Raw genomic sequence first — 21,044 nt, forward strand, 5'->3', positions numbered from 1 at the left:
CCTTATTATCTGATCGTATATCCTTCAAATGTATTCATCACGCTGTTTACAACGGTTGCCAAGGCAGCCAGTCTAACCGGATCCAAACCAGCCTTAACCTTAGAACTTCCTATACTAACATAAGCTAAGGCATCCTCGGAAGCCCCGGAAAATCGCTCCAATTCCTCATTATGAAATTTAGTTAAGACTCCCAATTCTGTTCTATTTGGATTTCTGCCAGTACATAACACGTATGCCTTTTGCAATTGAAGGTCCACATCTCCTCCATAATCCGAAATCAAGTTTTCGGCCACCACTCGGGAGGCTTCCAGAAATTGGGGGTCATTCAGAAGCACCAAGGCCTGCAATGGAGTACTGGTCTGTCTGCGCTTTACCGTACAGACCCCTCTTTCCCCCACGTCAAAAATCATCATGGACGGCGGAGCCGACGTTCTTTTCCAAATGGTATACAAACTCCTCCTATAGAGGCCTTCACCTGGTTCTTGTAAGTATTTATAGCGCCAGGACTTATTACTAATTTCATCCCAAAGCCCATCTGGCTGATAGGGGTAGACACTTGGACCTCCAATCTTAGACGACAATAGACCACTTATGGTCAGCGCATTGTCTCTAATCATTTCGGCTGTCATGCGAAAACTTGGTCCCCTTGCCAACAGCATATTTTCCTTATCCCTTTCTTCAAGTTTGGGGGTTAACATGGAACTTTGCTGATAAGTAGCGGACATTACTATCAATTTGTTCATTGCCTTTATATCCCAGCCCGATGCAACAAATTCAATCGCCAACCAATCTAACAATTTAGGATGGGACGGCAAATTGCCCTGATTTCCAAAATCATCGGAAGACGGCACCAAACCTGAACCAAAATGCATCTGCCATAACCTATTCACAAAGACTCTGGCAGTTAGCGGATTATTCTTATCAAATAACCATGTTGCAAGTCCCAGCCTATTTCTAGGAAGGTTGTCACCAAAAGGAAGTACCGCTTCCGGCACATCCGGAAACACTTCTTCACCTTGAGCATCATATACTCCTCTTTCCAAAATGTAAGTGGGTCGTGGTTTCGGTAAATCACCCATGACCATAATTTCCTGAATAGTATCTAAAATTTGATTCTTCTCTCTGTTCAATTCCCGAATACGCTCCTTTACGCTATTGAGCTCATGGCTTTCCCGCATCATAAAATGTGATAATAATTGGGCTCGATGCTTAGAGCCCGTAGTGTTCTTAATAATTTCTTCAGGAAGAATTGAATCATAACTATAGCCGACCTCCAATGCCGACAATTCAGTATTGTGAATCTTAAGTTCATCAATCCCTCCCTTTATGAAAGTCTTCATATGATTCCTAATTCCCATTCCAAAACCATTAAAACCATAGGTATGCAAATCGGGCTGGAACAAAATGGACTTATAAAGATGGTCTATTTCAATTTCTACGGCGATTTCCTTCCCATTTAAATACATATGAAGTCCACTTCCTTTTCCTAAACCATCATAGGTAACAGCAATATTTGTCCATTCTTTTTCCGGTATATCCTGCTTGGCCTTGATCTGAATTGCATTTGTTGGCCAAGAGAATGCCATAATAAATTTAGGTCTGTTGTTTTCTAAGAACATGGAATATCCTTTAAGCCCTAATCGCAAGTCTTCACAATGGTAAAACAAGGCAGCGTCATCATACTGAGTGTCTGGATAAACGCTCAGCGAAACCGTAAAAGGATCCGTTTGGTCAAACCAACCCATTTTCGTCGGTAAGCTTATGGAAGTAAAATCATTTAAGAAAACACCATTGTTCTTGTCTCCTTTCTTTATAACAGGTTCATTAATCACCGCAGCTTGGGAATTAACAACCTTATTGGGACTGACATATTTCTTATTGCCCTTTTCCACAAACGAATCAAAAGGATAATAAGCACTAAGACTACTTGAATAACCCTTCTCTACGGATTTTCTTATTATAGCTGGGTTTAACGACCACCTTTCAAAATCCTTAGGTACCAAACTATTCAAAGATTTTAGTTGTGCCTCCGCTTTATTAATATTACTATCTACAAATGCCAATACCTTATCCGATTCCTCATCAGTCAAAAGAAGTGATGGTCCCGCAACTTGACCAGGTCCATAGACAGCAGAACCAAATTCATTGGTGCTATTGAAGAATGCTGACATCTCATAATAATTTTTCTGACTTATGGGATCGTATTTATGATCATGGCATTTTGCGCATTCCATACTGAGTCCCATAAAGGCCTTGCCTACACTTAGCACCCTATCGGCAACATATTCCACTCTAAATTCCTCAAAAATAATTCCTGCTTCAGAATTTTTCTTGTGCAATCTATTAAAGGTAGTTGCCAAAACACTTTCTTTGGTTGGATTAGGCATAAGATCTCCCGCCAGTTGCAAGGTGGCAAATTCTTTATAGCTCATATTATTGTTGAAGGCCTTGATCACCCAATCCCGATAAGCACTAAAATCCCTATGTTTATCATCCAAATACCCATCACTTTCAGAATAACGCGCTACGTCCATCCAGTCTGCGGCCATTCGCTCTCCATAAGCCGGGCTTTGCAAAAGCCTATCCACCAAATTTTCATAAGCATTAGCTGAAGTATCCGACACAAAATTACTTATCTCTTCCAGCCCGGGAGGAAGGCCTGTTAAATCAAAGCTCAATCGTCTGATCAAAGTCTCTTTGGAAGCCATTACGGATGGCTTCAATTTTTCCATTTGAAGTTTATTATAAACAAAATAATCTATTCCATTATTTACCCATTCAGTCTTACCTATCTGAGGTAGTTTCTCTTTTTTAGGTTTAATAAAAGACCAATGGGGTTTATATTCCGCTCCCTGTTCTATCCATTTGGCAAGGATCGCAATTTCCTTTATGCTCAAGGACAAATTAGATTCCGGTGGCGGCATTTTCTCAGAGGGATTCTCTGATAGAATACGTTTAATTAAATTACTTGCCCCGGGCCTTCCAGGAATAATGGCCAATGTCTCGGATTCCCCATGAGCTGAAAGTGCACTTTCAGCGAGATCCAATCGTAAGTCTGATTTCTGATTATTCGTATCCGGACCATGACATGCAAAACATTTATCGGAAAGAATTGGTTTAACGTGATAGTTAAAGTCTATTACATCTGGAGTTTGCTTCAGCGCCACTTCTACTTCAGCAGGGGCGTTCCAACCACAGCTATTAAATAAGAGTGCCAGACCGACAATAAAATATATTATATAATGCTTCATGGATTTAAATCATAATTGTTTATCCCAATGTATTCTAGCCAAGACCACTCTAAATAAAATAATAAGCTATTTTTTTGAACATATATTTTAATAATTAAACAAACAAAGGAACACCTATAGGCCCTTTAATTAAATTACGTTTTAATTTACCCCTTATACCTGACCAATTCAAATATACACAAGGTTTTTAACTGTTAATACCCAAATAAACTGTTTCGTTAACTGTTAATAAATATTGATTATATTTAAACTTTGGTAATATCTAATGAAAAATAACCATAAATACAGCCAAATTATTACCAAAATAATTGCCAGCAAATCCTTTGGCTACTCCAACACCTATTCCAACTTACTGCAATATTTAGTCAACAGTACCTTACAAAAGAACATTCCAAAAGAAACCACAATTGCATCTGAAATACTGGGAAAAACGGACTTTGACCCATCGCAGAGCACTTTGGTAAGGGTTTATATATATAACCTTCGCAAAAAGCTAGGGACTTACTATTCTATAGAAGGAAAACATGATAAGATAATCGTTCAAATCCCAAAAGGAAGTTACGAGGTAAGATTTGTTGAAAAGAAATTAGTTAAAAAAAAGGATTCCAATTTTTTCAGCAGAAAATTTACGATTACACTATCCCTATTATTAATTCTTTCCTTGGCCTATAATGCCTTCTTGTATCCCACCAACTACAACACCAGGCCCATAAACAAAGACGGCCTATGGAAGGACCTATTGGGGGATAAAAAACCACTAATGGTAATCCTAGGAGACCTTTTCATATTCCAAGAGGAGGATACCACAAAAGGTACTCAAAAAATAATAAGGGATCCGTTCATAAATTCCATGGAGGAATACGATCAATTTGCCCTTGAGCCCACCCGAACCAATTTAAAATATGAACCATTAGGCTACAGTCTTCTTATATACAACAGCGCCCTTTGGATCAAAGATTTAAGTGAAATATTTTCGTACAACCAAAGTGATTTTACGATTCGAAATATGGGACGCTTTAACCCCAAAGAACTCCCGGATAACAACTTTATGGTCGTAGGGATGATGAAAACATTTGGACTATTCAAGGACTATTTAAAAAGTTCCAAATTATTATATCGTATCCAAGACCAAAGCATTGTTTATCGTGAGAACCCTGAAGGAACCGAAACAGTTTACCGTCCTTATGGCGATCCAAATGGACACCATACGGATTACGGCTTAATTACCAAGGTACCAGGCCCAAATAATAACAACATATATTTATTTGGAGGCATATGGGATACTGCTGCTTCGCAAAGTTTAAAATATTTCACATCTCCAAAATTGCTTAATGAATTGGAAGAGGGATTAAAAGATAAATTTGGAGAACTCCCCAACTATTACCAGGTACTACTCGAAGTCAAGGGAATAGACAGAATGGAATTGAGCTCTAAGATTTTGATTATGGAAAAGATCACTACAAAATAAAAAACCTGTGAAGATAACTTCACAGGTTTGCTTTTACCCTTTCACTTAGTTAGCCTTATTAGGACATATGTAATAAATGGGCAACAGCTTCCCAACCAATTAAAGGGAAAATTTTATACGCCATTGTTAATTCCATGGTTTCCCAGTTCCCTGAAGTAACCACATTTTTGAATATGAATGATCTGCGGTCTGGCCAGTGGGTACATTCGGGGTAATTTCCAACCTATCCACCGCTTCATTATAATTGGCAAGATATTTAGGATCTAAATTAGGTGAGGGATACATATAACGTAATGGAAGTTTATCACCATACAAAGTAACCGGCCCAGTTTGAAGGTCGGGATAGCCCGTTCTTCTCCAATCGAACCAAGACTCGATACCCATCCAACCAGAAATCCATTTTTGAGAAATAATGCGTTCCAATTTGTCAGTTGCACCATTTAGGTCTACATCTGGATTGCTATAATAGGCCGTAAAATCATTCCCTGAATTCGCTAAATCTACACCATAATCATCCCAAGAAGCTTTAATTGCATTTTGATAATGTACGTCTGCACCACCTGAAATACCAAAATCACCTTTTAATGCCGCTTCGGCCAATAGAAATTCAACCTCGCTATACGTCATTAATCGCACTTTTACGTAATCCTCCACATTCTCCCGGTACCTGCCGTGCAAAAAGGAAATATATGGGCTTCCTTCTGAAGGAAATTGGGTTACATCACCTCCTTTATTGTATCCAAGCGCAATACTACCCGCCAAGCCTGGAGGTAATCCAACATAAAGCGAATAATCAATTGGCAATGTATTGCCTGCAATAGGAGGAACACGTGTTACATCTTGAGGCTCCCCATAGATATTAACATAATCCAAGGGTGTAGGCTCCGTAACAGTATCGTCCCATTGCCTAACCACGGGCAACACCCAACGTTCTAGCCTTGGATCCTGAATACTTACCAATTTATCTACGATAGTAGCGCAAGGCTTATTACTAAATCCAGGATTTGAAGAATTCAAAGACCCACCCGGAGCTGCATTATAACCTGCTACTCCTAAAAATTCCATGACAGCAGAATCTGAGCCGTCCTGAAAAACAAAAGCACTAGCCGCTGTAAACTCTGCAACGGTGTTTATGCCCAATGCATTCATCTCCGAACGCTTGTTATCCAATCTCATAGCATATCTCAATCGAAGTGAATTGGCAAACATCCTCCATTTTTCCGGGTTACCACCATAAAAAACATCCGCAGATGCTGCAATTGGCGAAGAACTTAAGTCCACATTGGTCAAAAGCTCATTGGCCGTCCTTAAATCTTCCAGTATTCCTTTATAAATCGTTTGTTGCTCGTCAAACTTTGGAAAAAATATTTCATCATTGGCGGACAAGCTCTCAGAATACGGGCAATCTCCATACAAGTCAGTGACCAACCCAAAAATAAAAGATCGCATCACTAAGGAAACCCCTTGAAAAAATTTATGGTCCTCTGCAACCCCCTTGTTATAAATAATCTCATTGTTTCTGAGTATTTCATAATAATTACCCCAAGCTTCAGGGGCCCAATCATAGCTATTTACTCTTAAAGCTTGAAAATCAGTACCTCTTTGGGAATATTGCATCGCACCAGAGATATTGTTTGCTTCAAGACCAAGGCTATTATACGCCTTGGCCGTTTCGGTCAGCACATAAGTCAACACATAATTAGAAGATACATCTTCCGCATTGTTAGGATTTACATTAATATCCTCTATATTATCGCATGCCCCTATAAATAAGAAACATGGTATCAATAAAATTCTATATAATTTCTTCATTGGTTTTTTATTTAAAGGTCAATATTTAGTTTAAACCCATAAGAAGCTACCCATGGCAGAGTATTGTAGTATTCAATTCCTTGAACCCAATTGCTACCTCCCTTAAAGGCCCTTTCCGGGTCAAAATTAATGCCTGCTTCGGTCCATTCAAATAGATTCTTTGCTATTAAAGAAACCGATACTTTTTGCAGTCCAGCCTTCTTGATCAAAGTCATTGGAATGTCATAGGTCAAAGCCACTTCCCTAACTTTTACATAGGTAGCACTGTACATATTATGCTCTGCAAATTCCCTGGCCGAATTTTTGTTGGCATCGAACGGGGTTTTCCAAATAGTTCCAGTTCCTCCAAGGTTTTCCACAAAAACTTTCTCGCCATTAACAACCACTTCCCTAACTCCAGGATGGAAACTGGCATCATTTTCCCTGCCTAGCGATGGATCGCCCCAATCAAAACCACCTAGTTCCTCGGTTCTTCCTCCTACCCAATATCCAAAATAGTCATCCGGATTCGCTTTAATTTGTCCTACAATATCACTATTTTGATCATAAGGTGTACCAGAAAGAGTGTTTTCTAGCTGACCATTATTCCTAAAGAATCTCATAGATCCTGAAAAGAATTCCCCACCCTGACGCCAATCAATATTCGCCGATAAGGAAAGAGCCTTATAGGTGAATTTGGGCTGGAAGCCCATGGTAAAGTCGTTATTGAAGTTCCCAATCTTCTTCAAATTCGCCGGATCATTATCCTTTTGCAATAAACCTCCATTGGAAATAATGGGGTATCCAAAATATGGGGAACTTTCATCCTTTACGGTCAACACCGGTCTAGCATAGATATCCCCTATAGTTTCTCCTACGTAAGTCCTAACGATAGCATCTCCTTCTTGTCCAAAATTGAAGAACTCCATACCATCCGCAAGTTCCTTGATCTTGGTTCTGTTCCTGGACACGTTAACATTCAAGTCCATTTTAAAATCGCCTGCTATGATAGGAGTAGAGGTCAACCCAATTTCCCAACCATTACTGGCAATAAGGCCTGCGTTGATCAATTTATTGGTCGCTCCGGATTCAACTGGTACTGAAATATTTAAAACCTGGTTTTCATTTTCAACTTCATAATAGGTCGCCTCCAAGCCTAGCCTATAGTCTAACAACTTTAAATCGATACCGATTTCTTTTGAGGTGGCTATTTCTGGTTTTAACTTGCTATTCCTAAGGACACCATCTTGGTACATACGCTTGGCATCTCCCCAATCTGCAGTGGCAGCAAAATATTGCTGCAATTGGTACGGGGCCACGTCATTACCCACTTGTGCCCAACCGGCACGCAATTTTGCAAACGGCATCCACGAAGGCATGGTAAACATATTGGATAACAAAACACTGGCAGAAGCCGAAGGATAGAAATAGGAATTGTTTTCCGCCGGCAAGGTACTAGACCAGTCATTTCTTCCAGTAATGTCTAAAAACAACATGTTCTTATACCCTACAGATACCATTCCGTATATCCCATTAATTTTCTTCTCACTAAACCAGCTTGCATAATTCACGGTTCCAGGAACAGCATTGGAAATAGTAAACAAGCCCGGAACTACCAAAGAACTGGCTACATTGGACAAGGAATTATCGTAAATATTTAAATTACTGACGCCTACAAGGGAATTCACATCCCATGAATCATTGATTTTTTTATTATAAGCCAGTATAAAATCAAAGTTGGTTTCTTTATGGTATATAGATTCTATATTATATCCACCTTCCCTTTGGTCATAGTTGCTAAAGGCCGTTTTGGCATTTCTGCCCTCTGTATAACTATCTCTAGAATAGCGTCCGGTTAGGACAAGGTCTTTGGCAACGTCCCAATCAAACTGGAATTTGGCAACGGTCCTGTCCCTTAAGAACCCAATGGTATTTTCATGGACCAAAAACCAAGGGTTGTTCTGCTTTTCTTTGTATTTCAATTGTTCAATATCCTCTAAACCAGGTAGCCAATAATCTTTAAGATCATTAATATTGACATGTGCAGACATTTCATAAACACTTCTTACAACAGTGTTACGGCCACCATCAACAACAGGACGGTTATCAGAACTAGTTTGGGACACCCCTATATTGCCCTGAACCTTAAGTTTAGGGGACAATTTATAACTGCCATTAAGATTAAATGATTGGCGCTCCAAATCCGTATTGGGAACAATACCTGTATTGTTCATATTTCCTACCGAAATCCTAAAATCACCTTGGTCGTAATTACCGCCCACGGAAACATTATTGGTATAGGTAATCCCTGTTTGAAAGAAATCCGTGAGCCTATTGTCATAAGAGACCAAAGGAGCTGGCTGCCCATTGGTATTCCATTGCACCCATTGTTCCCCTGCGTCCAATCTAGGACCCCAGCTTTCGTTTTCCTCCTCCTCGAAAATTTGGACACCCGCCTTGCCAGGTCCAAATTTTGTTTGGTAATCTATATACCTATAAGGATGATCAAAGGTTACGGCAGAACTGATATTGATTCCTAGCCCCTTTTTAACACCGCCACCGGTACGTGTAGTAATCAATACCACTCCATTCCCGGCCCTAGACCCATAAAGAGCAGCCGCACTTGGCCCTTTTAGAACTGAAACATTTTCAATATTACTAGGATCCAAATCAGATATGGCATTTCCCATATCAGCACCCTCATAAAAATTATTAAGACTATTTACTATTGGAACACCATCTACTACAAATAAGGGTTGGTTATCACTACTAAGTGAGGTAGCCCCCCTTATGATCATGTTTACGGAAGATCCCGCCAAGCCATCCATTTGAGAGATACTGACCCCTGTAACCTTCCCCGCTAGTGAATTAAGAACATTCTCTTGTGGTGTTAGATTTACAGCATCCCCATCAACTTCAGAAATGGAATATCCTAAGGATTTCTTTTCTCTTGATATACCTAGTGCTGTAATAACTACTTCATCCAAGCCCGCAGCACTTTCGTCTAGGGTAATCGTTAGATTAATTTGTTGATTAACTGAAACCTCTTTAGTAGCAAAACCAACATAAGAAACAATTAAAGAGGCATTGTCATTACTGATTTTTAAGGAAAAATTACCATCAAAATCAGATTGTGTCCCATTAGTAGTCCCCTTTTCAACGATACTCGCTCCCGGTAAGGGTTCTCCGTTACTATCCACAACTATACCAGAGATTTCTCTTTGCAAAACTTCCAATGGTTCGGCTTTTACCTTGCTCAGTGGTTTCATTCTCAGTTCCTCCATCCTCTTTTGGGTAAGGATTACCTGTCTGTTTATCACCTTATAATCCGTATTCGTGCCACCAAAGAGCAAATCAAGCACCTCCGATATTTTTTTCTTTTTAAGGTGAACAGTTACTTTCCTGTTAAGGTTAATTTGATTGCTCTCGTATAAAAATCTAAACTCGGACACATTTTCAATCTCCTCAAAGATTTGGGCAATAGTAAGGTTGTCAGCTTCTAAGGTTAGTTTAGTTGTCTGAGAGTAGGAGTTTGCTTGGATTTTAAACAACGAAACTATAATTAAAAGTGTTGTTAATTTCATTTTCAAGTCCATTTTAGGAATTTGCCATAGCAGCAAACACTCAATGAAGTATTTTTTCATAATTTTGTAATGATTAAATGATTTTTGATAACATTATTTAATTCACAATTCTTAGATCGGGGAATGGTCTCAAGCATTTCCCGATTTTTTTTAAATTTATCTAAAGGCTTTTTTCATTGGCGGTTGGTTTTTAATTAAATTGTATTAGTCGATTATTATATCACGGTCTATTATTTTATAATTAAATGGATAAATTTCACTAATTGATTTCAATACGTCTTCAATACCTTCAATCTCCGTGCTAAACCTAGCATTCAATTTAATCTCATTTAATCGAAGGTTATTATTTTGGATAGACACATTGTACTTTCGCTCTAGCTTTTTGGCCATATTGGAAAAAGAAGAATTACGAAATACCAATTCTCCATTAATCCAACCTGTATAGTTCTCAACATCAACTTCTTCAACAGAAATGCTATAACCTGCTTTATGCCATGAACCTTTTGATCCAGGTTTCAACATTACGTTGTCATTAGGAGTTATAGTATTACTCATCTTTACCGAACCTTCTACCAACACTGTATTAATTTCTGCATCCTCGTTATAGGAAGATATATTAAAAATGGTACCCAAGACTTCAACTGCCACTTCATCTGCATGTACCACAAAAGGATGATCCTTATCCTTTGCTACTATGAAATATGCCTCCCCTTCAATAAAAACCTCTCTATTCCCAGAATTCAAGAATTTAACGGGATATCTCATCTTGGTTCCTGAATTAAGATGAACCAAGGTGCCATCGGATAATTCAACATCAAACATTTTTCCAAAAGGAATTTCCAATTCATTGTAAATTAACTCCCTAATCTCAACACCACCATTATAGCTTATTTTGTTTCCCTTTTGCACACCCAATACTTTACCCGTCATGGAAATAATTTCTTGACTTTCTCCCTCTCGGATAACCTTAACCTTATCCCCGCCGATTTTTAATTTAATAGCGGTTTCGGAAATAGGTATTTCAATTTCAGAACTTTGAAATTGATAGACTAGGTAACTAATTGCCATAAACCCGGCAAAAATTGCAGCATACTTTAAAATTGATGTCCACAAGGGAACAACTGGCTTTTTAGAAGTTGCCATTTTCCCAAGAAGTTTACCCCATTCTTCATCCGTATCCAAGTCCTCCAAAAACATTAAGGCTTCTGAAACCAAATTTTCATCATAAATTGAACCTACAATTTCTCTTTCACTTTTGGTCAAACGTTCAAGTACATCACTGTCCAATGTCCCAGAATCACGGATACTTTTTAAAACAAATTTTAAATTTTCTATACTTGACATTTGATGCACTTTATTATAAGTTGATTAAAAATGGAAATAGGGTGACAATAATTTATCTTTTTTTAAGAATTTGATAAATATTGATATTAATTGGAATTAAATTACTATAATTGAAGCTACAAATCAACCAATAGCACAATTAACCGGTCTTAATTTACAAGGCGGAAGATTGGAAAAAATAATGCCTTTACAACCTAAAATAAACAAGCGGGAATTGGAGGAACTCTTTAAGGAGCATTATCCAATGTTGTGTCTTATTTCCTTCAGCATAGTTAAGGATAAAGATGCCGCCAAAGATAATGTGCAAGATTTTTTTATCTCATATTGGCAACGAAGGGCATCCATCTGCATAACAACTTCATTCCAAGCATATGCCATTAGGGCTGTAAAAAACTTGAGTTTACTTTCATTGGAAAAAGCCAAAAAAGAAAAAATCTTAATCCAGGAATTAAACACCCCGGAATATGAAGACCTTAAAGTTTTTGAACCCTCCAATACTTTCGATAAAATTCACACCCTTCTAAATCAATTGCCTGAAAGCAGGAAACAAATCTTTATATCGGCAATTATTAACGGACAGAGTTATGCTGAAATAGCAGAAACGAACGGAATCTCAATCAATACGGTAAAAACACAGATGAAAAGAGCTTATGCCTTTCTTAGAACTGAGGCAACCGAAAATATTTTAAGCTTTTTTCTATGGTCAACGATTATATCATTTGTTTTGTAGGACTACAAAACACACTTGGAAGTTGTAAATAATTTTTTGAATTAAAAGCTGACTTTCCTAGATTCACCTTGTTTTAGATTCATTTTTTTTGATATTCCTTTATATACCATGCTTATTTTACCTCCACTATGAGCAACAATTGTAGCCGAAGTCAGTTTGCTATTTTTCCATTCCATTTCCAATTCAAAATTTCCTCTTGCCTTAATCCCTTTTATACTTCCGCTATCCCATTCCTTTGGTAATGCAGGCAATAAATAAATAATTCCTTCTTCGTGAGATTGCAATAGCATTTCTGCAATGCCCGCAGTAGTTCCAAAATTTCCTTCGATCTGAAATATTTTCCTTTTTTTACCCGTGTTGGAAACAGTACCCATTCTTTCGCTTATGGATTGTGGATAAATTAAATCGAACATATTAGTGGTGATTTGACTTGCTAATAAACTATTTACAGATTCAAGTGCCTTTTCCGAATTGAATAAACGTGCATAGAAATTTATGGCCCATGCTTTGCTCCAGCCTATCAAACCACCACCTGAAGCCAATCTTTTGTCAATCGTATTCTTTGCTGCCTCAAATAATGCAACATCTTTCTTTGTTATTTGGTTCGAAGGATAAAGTCCGAACAAATGTGAAATATGCCGATGTTCTGGCTCTACCTCCTCAAAATCTTTATACCATTCTTGAATGGTACCATCTGCACCAATCTTATTTTTTGGTAATTTTAACAACGCTTGTCTTAAGCTACCTTTCATTTCATTTATACCTAAGATTTCTTCAGATTTTATACAAGCTTGAAACAACTCTCTTAAAATTTGATTATCCATAGTAGCAGAAATTGTATTCTGCATTGCCTTACCCGTTTCTGGATTAACATAAGAATTTTCTGGAGAGTAAGATGGTGACGTAATTAATTCTCCATCCTTATTTTCTATTAAAAAATCCAATGCAAATTTTGCAGCCCCTTTCAGTACTGGATATGCAGTAGTTCTCAGATAATCTTTATCCAAAGTAAAAGTATAATGTCGCCATAAACTTAACGACATCCATGTGCCTGCCAAGGGAAAACAATAACCGTTGTTGAACTGAGAGTCCAAATTTGAACCTGAAGGAGTGGTTCTGCCAAATGGATTTAAAACATGATGTGCCATCCACCCATCTGAACCCAAATAATTTTGAGCAGTTTCCTTACCCGCCTTGGCAACTACTACCATAAAATTAGAGAGAGGATCAAAAGTATCTGATAAATTGCAGATATCGGCAGGCCAATAATTCATTTGTAGATTAATGTTCAAATGGAAATCAGATTCCCATGCTGCCCATTCATCTTTATTCCAAATACCTTGTAGGTTTGCAGGTAATTTAGCGTTGTTGCCTGAACTTGCCAACAAAAGATACCGCCCGTATTGAAAGAATAGCTGTGTCAGATAATTGTCATTAATTCCACTAGCCGCGGCTTCAATACGTTTATCCGTAGGTATTTCATCTATTTCTATATCACTTAACTTTAAGGATAAGGTGTTAAATTGTTTCGTATGTGTAGCAATATGCTTAGCCCTTACTTTTTCATAAGGTTCGCCCATTGCCCGTGTTAGAATCTTATGAGTTTCAGTTGCTGGGTCAATACGCCGGTCAAAATTCAGTATGTTTACATTATAATCTGTAGTATTTGTTACAACTAGCGTAAATTCACTACTGTTTTCTATGATCAGTTTGTTTCCAACCGACCTTACTTTACCATCAACGGGAACTATGGCAATTTGCGTAGAAAATTTCATATGCAACCCACCTTCACCAGAACCATCTACATTATCATCAAAATCATTTACATCGTCAAAAATTTGACCACTAATTGTTAAAATATTATTCTCATCGATATCCTGTTCAATGTCCTTAAAACGATCAAAATAAATAGTGGCACTTGTTTTTACGTTATCAAGACTTTTAAAATGATAGAAGATGGCGTCATACTCCGCCGAAATAAAAGATTCTCGACTAAAGCGCTTACCATCAACTGAATAACTAACAGTAGTCATGCCTTCATTCATAGAAAGGTCGCGATAGTAGTCGGAGTTTTTACTCTTATGATTAAAAGCAATATATAAATCGCCTAGCGGCTCATATGGCCTTATAGAAGTTGGCTTAACCACCAAATTTTCCATACCGTAGTCACGGGCTTCATCAAACTCTCCATTAAAATTTAATTGCTGAAAGGTTTTGTAGTGCTCACGAACATTAGGAGGATATGGATTCTCTGGTTTACCTGCCCACAAACTTTCATCGTTTAATTGAAGATGTTCCTTTTCTATGTCCCCAAAAACCATTGCACCCAATCGTCCATTCCCGAGAGGCAGTGCGCCATACCAGTCATTTGATGGGCTATCATACCACAGCACTGATTTAGAGTTTTGGGCATTAATAACAACTGTTGCCATTAATAATAGTGGTAAAAAGTAATATTTTTTCATTTTCATGTCCTATGTTAATCCGTAGTCACCCTACTGCCCCACCAATTGGCATTGGGTACAAAATCTTCGGACAGGACATTCAACCTTTCCTTTTCCAACCTTGGCAACATTTCATTTAAGATGTTATCTTTTCGCTTCTTTGCTAAACCTTCATCGTATTCTGAATCCTTCTCTGCAAATCTAGCCCCAACCTCCAAAAGCCATGTTTTAAGTTCCTCGCTAAGAGCTGTTGCAACCTCTGGATGATCAGAAATTACATTGTTTTGTTCTGCTATATCTGAAGGTAAATGATAAAGCTCTTCCCTATCATCCTCCCAATAATGTATTAGCTTCCATTCCTTTCTACGAATAATGGAAGAGGGTTCACCACCTTGATTACCGTAATGTGGATAATGCCAATACAAAGGCCTATCCAAGTCCAATGCTTCTCCTTCCAACAGCGGGCGCAAACTTATTCCATCTACATGTTGTTCCGGTTTTAGGTCTATATTTACCAAATCCAAAATAGTCGGATAAAAATCAGTTCCTATTACAGGAAACTCGGTTGTACTTCCACCATTTTTCAACCAAGGAACTTTAATAAAATAAGGCTCACGAATACCACCTTCCCATTGATAACCCTTTCCTCCCCTTAAAGGAAGGTTACTAGTGGAAAAAGAATCCCCGGACGCAACTCCTCCATTATCTGAAGTAAAGACTACAATGGTATTTTCCTCTAACACAGCATTTTTAATGGCATCCAAAACAACTCCAACCGCATCGTCCATACTTTCTACAAGTCCGGCATAAATAGGATTGTCCTGCACAATACGAATAGGTAAAACATTTTCCATTTTGTATCCCCGCTCATCCAGGCCACTTCCCAGAGCTTTATCTCTATATTTCTGCCATTTTTGATTGGTAGTTTGAATGGGGCCGTGAACGGCATAGAACGAAAGAAAGGCAAAAAAGGTTGAATCCTTGTGCTGTTTTATAAAATCAGCTGTTTCGTTACCCAAGCGCATAGTAAGATTCTCACCTTGAACTTTGTTTGGTAATTTTGGATTATCCCAAGGTGAAAAATATCCGCCCATAGGACTTCCCTTATCCCAACCTCCCTTATTGATTTGAAAACCATGATCCTCAGGATAGGAACCTTCCGGTCCTAAATGCCATTTACCTGCAAAGAAGGTTTTATAACCTTTCTCCTTCATGGCTTCTGCCAAAGTAATATCCTTCTCCGGCAAGGCATGCACGTACTCGGCCGGTAGTAATTTATCGTGACGATTATGAGATCTCCAAGCTTCACCAGATGCTGCCCCTATCCAATCCGTGATTCCATGTCTTGCCGTAAATTTCCCAGTCATGATACTTGCTCTGGACGGACTACATACCCTACTAGCGGCATACCCTTGAGTAAACACCATGCCTTCTCTAGCCAATCTATCTATGTTAGGTGTTTCATAGAATTTACTGCCTGTAACACTTAGATCCACTAGACCAAGATCATCAACCAATATAAAAACAACATTAGGTTTTTGTTTGAGGTTTTCAGGTTCTGATTGACAACCAACGGTAAGAACCCCAAGAATTATACCACTGATAATTTTGGTTATAGGACTAGGTAAGTACATTTAAATTTTAATATTGGTTAATCTTAAGGCAAAGGTTTCACCATAATATCCTTATAATAAATAACACTTTTAGGATCATGACCTTGTAGCGCAAACGTTCCTCCTTTAAGAACCCTATGCTGGCGTTCCCCTTCGTCGCGTTTAGGATGTTCTGGTTCGGTATAATCTACTACCACTATATCATTTATTTTAATAATAATTCTTTTGCCTTCTACTTTAATATATTCCGTATACCATTCATCATCGCCAACATAGGTTTCCATAACATTGACTATATCATATAAACTACCGGTACGTTTCCAATCGCCTTGGGAATTGTTTACCTGTACTTCATAACCATATACTGGCCAACTGGCCTCTTGGTAGCGTGTATGGATATAAATACCGGAATTGGAACCAGGTTTGGTCATAACGCTAGCCTTGAATTCAAAATTATCAAAATCATGGTTCTCCACATCCCCCACATAAAACAAATGGGCCTTAGGTCCTTCAACCTTAATTGCACCATCCTCGATGGAAAAAGTATGGGCATTTTCCCCAACTTTCCAACCATCCATATTTTTGCCATTGAACAAGGAAATCCAACCATTTTTTTTCTGTTTACCCCCTACTTGACCTGTAATTGTACTAAAAATTCCTAGGCAAAGCACTAGGCTCATTAGATATGCAAAATTGTTTTTCATTGTTTTATTTTATTAATGAAGAGACAAGATATCAAAAAATGACTTACGGGAAAGACATTCTAGGAACTAATTTTGGGAAGGTTATGTGGAAGTTGGGACCAAATAAAAAAAAACCTGTTACCAAGGCGGTAAAGAGGCTTTGTTCCAAGACTTTAGGACAAAAAAAAAGTCCCTTCATCGTAGGCGGGGGGACTTCAAAAAAAGGCGGCGGCGTATTAGTGACTGCCGCTTTGTAGAAGCGAAGCGCAGTACAAAGGCATGCAGGAACTAATCACGCCCTAGGCGTGCCATTCAATGACTGCCCATTGGCACAAACAAAGTGCAGTGGCCATGGAAGCAGGGACCGATCACGCAGTGGGCGTGCCATTTGTTGGATATTGTACAAAAAAAAAGTCCCCCCATCTTGCGATGGGGGGACTTCAAAAAAAGGCGGCGGCCTACTCTCCCACTTGGTGTAGCAGTACCATCGGCGCAGACGGGCTTAACTTCCCTGTTCGGAATGGTAAGGGGTGGGCCCCGTCGCCATGGCCACCTAAAATCTTTGTACCGCAAGCTTCTTGCGATACCTAATATCGTTGACATAATAATGGGACAGGGCGGCCGGATCGGTCGCACTAAAATAAACTAAAGTACACGTACGTAAAAAAAAAGGTTTGTTGCGCCCCCGCACAAGGCGGGGACGGCGTTTGCGCAAGCCAACGGGCAATTAGTACCACTCGGCTACGGACATTGCTGCCCTTCCACCTATGGCCTATCGACGTGGTCATCTCCCACGGCCCTTTAAAGAAATCTCATCTTGTGGCGGGTTTCGCGCTTATATGCTTTCAGCGCTTATCCCATCCCGACATAGCTACCCAGCAATGCCCCTGGCGGGACAACTGGTGCACCAGCGGTCGGTCCAACCCGGTCCTCTCGTACTAGGGTCAGGTCCACTCAAATTTCTAACGCCCGCAGTAGATAGAGACCGAACTGTCTCACGACGTTCTGAACCCAGCTCGCGTGCCACTTTAATGGGCGAACAGCCCAACCCTTGGGACCTTCTCCAGCCCCAGGATGTGACGAGCCGACATCGAGGTGCCAAACCCCCCCGTCGATATGAGCTCTTGGGGGAGATCAGCCTGTTATCCCCGGCGTACCTTTTATCCTTTGAGCGATGGCCCTTCCATGCGGAACCACCGGATCACTATGCTCTACTTTCGTACCTGGTCGACCTGTATGTCTCTCAGTCAAGCGCCCTTGTGCCATTGCACTCTGCACACGATTGCCAACCGTATTGAGGGCACCTTTAGAAGCCTCCGTTACTCTTTTGGAGGCGACCACCCCAGTCAAACTACCCACCACGCACTGTCCTCCCATAAGGGAGTTAGGCCCCGGACAAACAAAGGCTGGTATTTCAACAATGACTCCACCACACCTGGCGATGCAGCTTCAAAGTCTCCCAGCTATCCTACACATTGGTTGCCCAAGGTCAATACGAAGCTATAGTAAAGGTGCACGGGGTCTTTTCGTCCCACTGCGGGTAACCGGCATCTTCACCGATACTACAATTTCACCGAGCTCATGGCCGAGACAGTGTCCAGATCGTTGCACCATTCGTGCAGGTCGGAACTTACCCGACAAGGAATTTCGCTACCTTAGGACCGTTATAGTTACGGCCGCCGTTTACTGGGGCTTCAATTCAATGCTTCTCCTTGCGAATGACATCTCCTCTTAACCTTCCAGCACCGGGCAGGTGTCAGGCCCTATACTTCATCTCTCGATTTTGCAGAGCCCTGTGTTTTTGATAAACAGTCGCCTGGACCTCTTCACTGCGGCCCCCCCATAAGGGGGGCGACCCTTCTCCCGAAGTTACGGGTCTATTTTGCCTAGTTCCTTAGCCATGAATCTCTCGAGCGCCTTAGAATACTCATCCCAACCACCTGTGTCGGTTTGCGGTACGGGCTGCTTCACTTGGTTTTCTCGGAGGATGTTAAGCTGGATTATCACCTTGGCCGGAGCCTCGGTGTACTATCGGGGCGTCACCGCTCCCTTCAACGTACTATTCCGTCAGTACGCACCAACGCCACATCCCCGTCACTTTTAATGTGAGCAGGTACAGAAATATTAATCTGTTGTCCATCCACTACCCCTTTCGGGTTCGCGTTAGGTCCCGACTGACCCCCAGCTGATTAGCATAGCTGGGGAAACCTTGGTCTTTCGGCGTGCGGGTTTCTCGCCCGCATTATCGTTACTTATGCCTACATTTTCGTTTGTAGCTCCTCCAGCGGCCCTTACGGATCGCCTTCAGCGGCACTACAATGCTCCCCTACCCCTCCAAATAAATGGAAGTCACAGCTTCGGTGATATACTTATGCCCGATTATTATCCATGCGGAACCGCTCGACCAGTGAGCTGTTACGCACTCTTTAAATGAATGGCTGCTTCCAAGCCAACATCCTGGCTGTCAATGCAGTTCCACCGCGTTATATCAACTTAGTATATACTTGGGGACCTTAGCTGGTGATCTGGGTTCTTTCCCTCTCGGACATGGACCTTAGCACCCATGCCCTCACTGCGCAGAAACATTTTATAGCATTCGGAGTTTGTCAGGAATTGGTAGGCGGTGAAGCCCCCGCATCCAATCAGTAGCTCTACCTCTATAAAACTATCTACACGCTGCACCTAAATGCATTTCGGGGAGTACGAGCTATTTCCGAGTTTGATTGGCCTTTCACCCCTACCCACAGGTCATCCCAAGACTTTTCAACGTCAACGGGTTCGGTCCTCCACTGTGTGTTACCACAGCTTCAACCTGCCCATGGGTAGATCACACGGTTTCGCGTCTACTACTACTGACTATGGCGCCCTATTCAGACTCGCTTTCGCTACGGATCCGCACCTGAAGTGCTTAACCTTGCCAGTAAAAGTAACTCGTAGGCTCATTATGCAAAAGGCACGCCGTCACCCCACGAAGGGGCTCCGACCGCTTGTAGGCGTATGGTTTCAGGATCTTTTTCACTCCCTTGTTCAGGGTTCTTTTCACCTTTCCCTCACGGTACTGGTTCACTATCGGTCTCTCAGGAGTATTTAGTCTTGGCGGATGGTCCCGCCGGATTCATACAGGGTTTCACGTGCCCCGCACTACTCAGGATACCGCTATCGATAATGTTCTTTGCTCTTACGGGACTATCACCCTCTACGGTCCCTATTTCCAAAGGGTTCTGATTCATTGCACATCGAATGTCGCGGTCCTACAACCCCGATATTGCCGAAACAACATCGGTTTGGACTAATCCGCTTTCGCTCGCCACTACTTACGGAATCACTTTTGTTTTCTCCTCCTCCGGCTACTTAGATGTTTCAGTTCACCGGGTTTGCCCCTATTGCTAGGTACTATACCTTCAGTATAGTGGGTTGCCCCATTCGGATACCTGCGGATCATATCGTGTGTGCCGATCCCCGCAGCTTTTCGCAGCTTATCGCGTCCTTCATCGCCTCTGAGAGCCTAGGCATTCCCCATACGCCCTTATCTAGCTTGTCGCCAGACCTTTATGTTATTCGCGGGCCCCCCTTCCGCGGCAGCGTCCAAAGGGCCCTTTATACTTGTACTTTACTTTAATTTCGTGTTTCTTTTCAGCGTACGCAAAGACCTGAATCTTGATGCGCACCCTGTCCCAATATGTCAATGAACTTTTTGGCCAGTCCCGTTATCCCTTTTACGGCCTTTGGCCAAGATAACGGCAATGTATTGCCAATGTGGAGAATATCGGAGTCGAACCGATGACCTCCTGCGTGCAAGGCAGGCGCTCTAGCCAGCTGAGCTAATCCCCCGTTTTCCTATAGGTCGGCCGGTGCCAGTCAATAGTCGGCAGGTTTCCCAACTTCTAGTATTTCCTAATTCAATCTTTCAATCAATGAACGTATGCCCAAGGGCAAAATCGTAGTCTCAGGCAGACTTACCGCTTTTAGCGGCATAGACTTCTCGTCCGCACCTCGTCTACTTTGTAGTCTCAGGCAGACTCGAACTGCCGACCTCTACATTATCAGTGTAGCGCTCTAACCAGCTGAGCTATGAGACTCACTATAGTTTATTTTTGGTATTTATAAAGACAGAAATCGAAAAAACGGGCCCTTGA

Annotated in this window: 10 protein-coding genes, 2 tRNA genes and 2 rRNA genes; 3 read left to right on the forward strand and 11 right to left on the reverse strand. The window is 40.7% G+C overall.

The genetic code is table 11. The features are described 5' to 3' along the window. Window positions 1-5: 5 nt before the first annotated feature. Window positions 6-3,251 carry a DUF1553 domain-containing protein gene (locus CWD90_RS03640; protein ID WP_103474555.1) on the reverse strand — a complete coding sequence of 1,082 codons (3,246 nt, stop codon included), beginning with the start codon at window positions 3,249-3,251 and terminating at the stop codon, window positions 6-8. 265 nt (window positions 3,252-3,516) lie between these two features. On the opposite strand from CWD90_RS03640, the gene CWD90_RS03645 reads away from it, so the two are divergent. After that, on the forward strand, window positions 3,517-4,719 hold the full coding sequence (locus CWD90_RS03645) for a hypothetical protein (protein ID WP_103474556.1): 1,203 nt from the start codon (window positions 3,517-3,519) through the stop codon (window positions 4,717-4,719). Between the two features lie 126 nt (window positions 4,720-4,845). On the opposite strand, the gene CWD90_RS03650 is transcribed toward CWD90_RS03645, so the two are convergent. From CWD90_RS03650 to CWD90_RS03660, 3 genes are all read right to left on the reverse strand, one after another. Continuing rightward, on the reverse strand, window positions 4,846-6,531 hold the full coding sequence (locus CWD90_RS03650; protein WP_103474557.1) for a SusD/RagB family nutrient-binding outer membrane lipoprotein: 1,686 nt from the start codon (window positions 6,529-6,531) through the stop codon (window positions 4,846-4,848). 11 nt (window positions 6,532-6,542) lie between these two features. After that, complete coding sequence (locus tag CWD90_RS03655; protein WP_192877980.1) at window positions 6,543-10,094, reverse strand: SusC/RagA family TonB-linked outer membrane protein; 3,552 nt, start codon at window positions 10,092-10,094, stop codon at window positions 6,543-6,545. A gap of 204 nt (window positions 10,095-10,298) precedes the next feature. Then, on the reverse strand, window positions 10,299-11,438 hold the full coding sequence (locus CWD90_RS03660) for a FecR family protein (RefSeq protein ID WP_103474559.1): 1,140 nt from the start codon (window positions 11,436-11,438) through the stop codon (window positions 10,299-10,301). 181 nt (window positions 11,439-11,619) lie between these two features. Here CWD90_RS03660 and CWD90_RS03665 point away from each other — a divergent pair, with 181 nt between their 5' ends. Further along, window positions 11,620-12,168: a sigma-70 family RNA polymerase sigma factor gene (locus CWD90_RS03665; protein ID WP_103474560.1), complete on the forward strand. Its 549-nt coding sequence runs from the start codon at window positions 11,620-11,622 to the stop codon at window positions 12,166-12,168. A gap of 41 nt (window positions 12,169-12,209) precedes the next feature. Here CWD90_RS03665 and CWD90_RS03670 read toward each other — a convergent pair whose 3' ends face one another. The 3 genes from CWD90_RS03670 to CWD90_RS03680 are packed head-to-tail and all read right to left on the reverse strand — an operon-like array spanning window position 12,210 to window position 16,929. Then, the gene (locus CWD90_RS03670) at window positions 12,210-14,633 is read right to left on the reverse strand and encodes a glycoside hydrolase family 95 protein (protein ID WP_157941154.1); all 2,424 of its coding nucleotides are present in this window, start codon (window positions 14,631-14,633) and stop codon (window positions 12,210-12,212) included. 14 nt (window positions 14,634-14,647) lie between these two features. After that, window positions 14,648-16,246, reverse strand: a complete 1,599-nt coding sequence (locus CWD90_RS03675) for a sulfatase (protein WP_103474562.1) — start codon at window positions 16,244-16,246, stop codon at window positions 14,648-14,650. Window positions 16,247-16,269: 23 nt separating this feature from the next. Further along, complete coding sequence (locus CWD90_RS03680) at window positions 16,270-16,929, reverse strand: 3-keto-disaccharide hydrolase (RefSeq protein WP_103474563.1); 660 nt, start codon at window positions 16,927-16,929, stop codon at window positions 16,270-16,272. Window positions 16,930-16,967: 38 nt separating this feature from the next. Here CWD90_RS03680 and CWD90_RS03685 point away from each other — a divergent pair, with 38 nt between their 5' ends. Then, on the forward strand, window positions 16,968-17,165 hold the full coding sequence (locus tag CWD90_RS03685; RefSeq protein ID WP_157941155.1) for a hypothetical protein: 198 nt from the start codon (window positions 16,968-16,970) through the stop codon (window positions 17,163-17,165). Between the two features lie 188 nt (window positions 17,166-17,353). Here CWD90_RS03685 and rrf read toward each other — a convergent pair. From rrf to CWD90_RS03705, 4 genes are all read right to left on the reverse strand, one after another. Continuing rightward, window positions 17,354-17,465: ribosomal RNA gene (gene rrf, locus CWD90_RS03690) — 5S ribosomal RNA — on the reverse strand. A gap of 150 nt (window positions 17,466-17,615) precedes the next feature. Continuing rightward, a 23S ribosomal RNA gene (locus tag CWD90_RS03695) occupies window positions 17,616-20,450 on the reverse strand. Between the two features lie 215 nt (window positions 20,451-20,665). Next, window positions 20,666-20,739: transfer RNA gene (locus CWD90_RS03700), tRNA-Ala, on the reverse strand. Between the two features lie 174 nt (window positions 20,740-20,913). Beyond that, window positions 20,914-20,987: transfer RNA gene (locus CWD90_RS03705), tRNA-Ile, on the reverse strand. Window positions 20,988-21,044 lie beyond the last annotated feature (57 nt).

The sequence above is a fragment of the Arenibacter catalasegens genome, assembly GCF_002909235.1.
Lineage (GTDB): Bacteria > Bacteroidota > Bacteroidia > Flavobacteriales > Flavobacteriaceae > Arenibacter > Arenibacter catalasegens.

What these genes read in the sequence shown, in the direction of transcription:
- CWD90_RS03645 (WP_103474556.1), top strand. Translation starts at nt 3,517, where the DNA reads ATGAAAAATAACCATAAATACAGCCAAATTATTACCAAAATAATTGCC.
- CWD90_RS03660 (WP_103474559.1), bottom strand. Translation starts at nt 11,438, where the DNA reads ATGTCAAGTATAGAAAATTTAAAATTTGTTTTAAAAAGTATCCGTGAT.
- CWD90_RS03685 (WP_157941155.1), top strand. Translation starts at nt 16,968, where the DNA reads ATGACTTACGGGAAAGACATTCTAGGAACTAATTTTGGGAAGGTTATG.
- CWD90_RS03680 (WP_103474563.1), bottom strand. Translation starts at nt 16,929, where the DNA reads ATGAAAAACAATTTTGCATATCTAATGAGCCTAGTGCTTTGCCTAGGA.
- CWD90_RS03655 (WP_192877980.1), bottom strand. Translation starts at nt 10,094, where the DNA reads ATGAAATTAACAACACTTTTAATTATAGTTTCGTTGTTTAAAATCCAA.
- CWD90_RS03640 (WP_103474555.1), bottom strand. Translation starts at nt 3,251, where the DNA reads ATGAAGCATTATATAATATATTTTATTGTCGGTCTGGCACTCTTATTT.
- CWD90_RS03665 (WP_103474560.1), top strand. Translation starts at nt 11,620, where the DNA reads ATGCCTTTACAACCTAAAATAAACAAGCGGGAATTGGAGGAACTCTTT.
- CWD90_RS03670 (WP_157941154.1), bottom strand. Translation starts at nt 14,633, where the DNA reads ATGAAAAAATATTACTTTTTACCACTATTATTAATGGCAACAGTTGTT.
- CWD90_RS03650 (WP_103474557.1), bottom strand. Translation starts at nt 6,531, where the DNA reads ATGAAGAAATTATATAGAATTTTATTGATACCATGTTTCTTATTTATA.
- CWD90_RS03675 (WP_103474562.1), bottom strand. Translation starts at nt 16,246, where the DNA reads ATGTACTTACCTAGTCCTATAACCAAAATTATCAGTGGTATAATTCTT.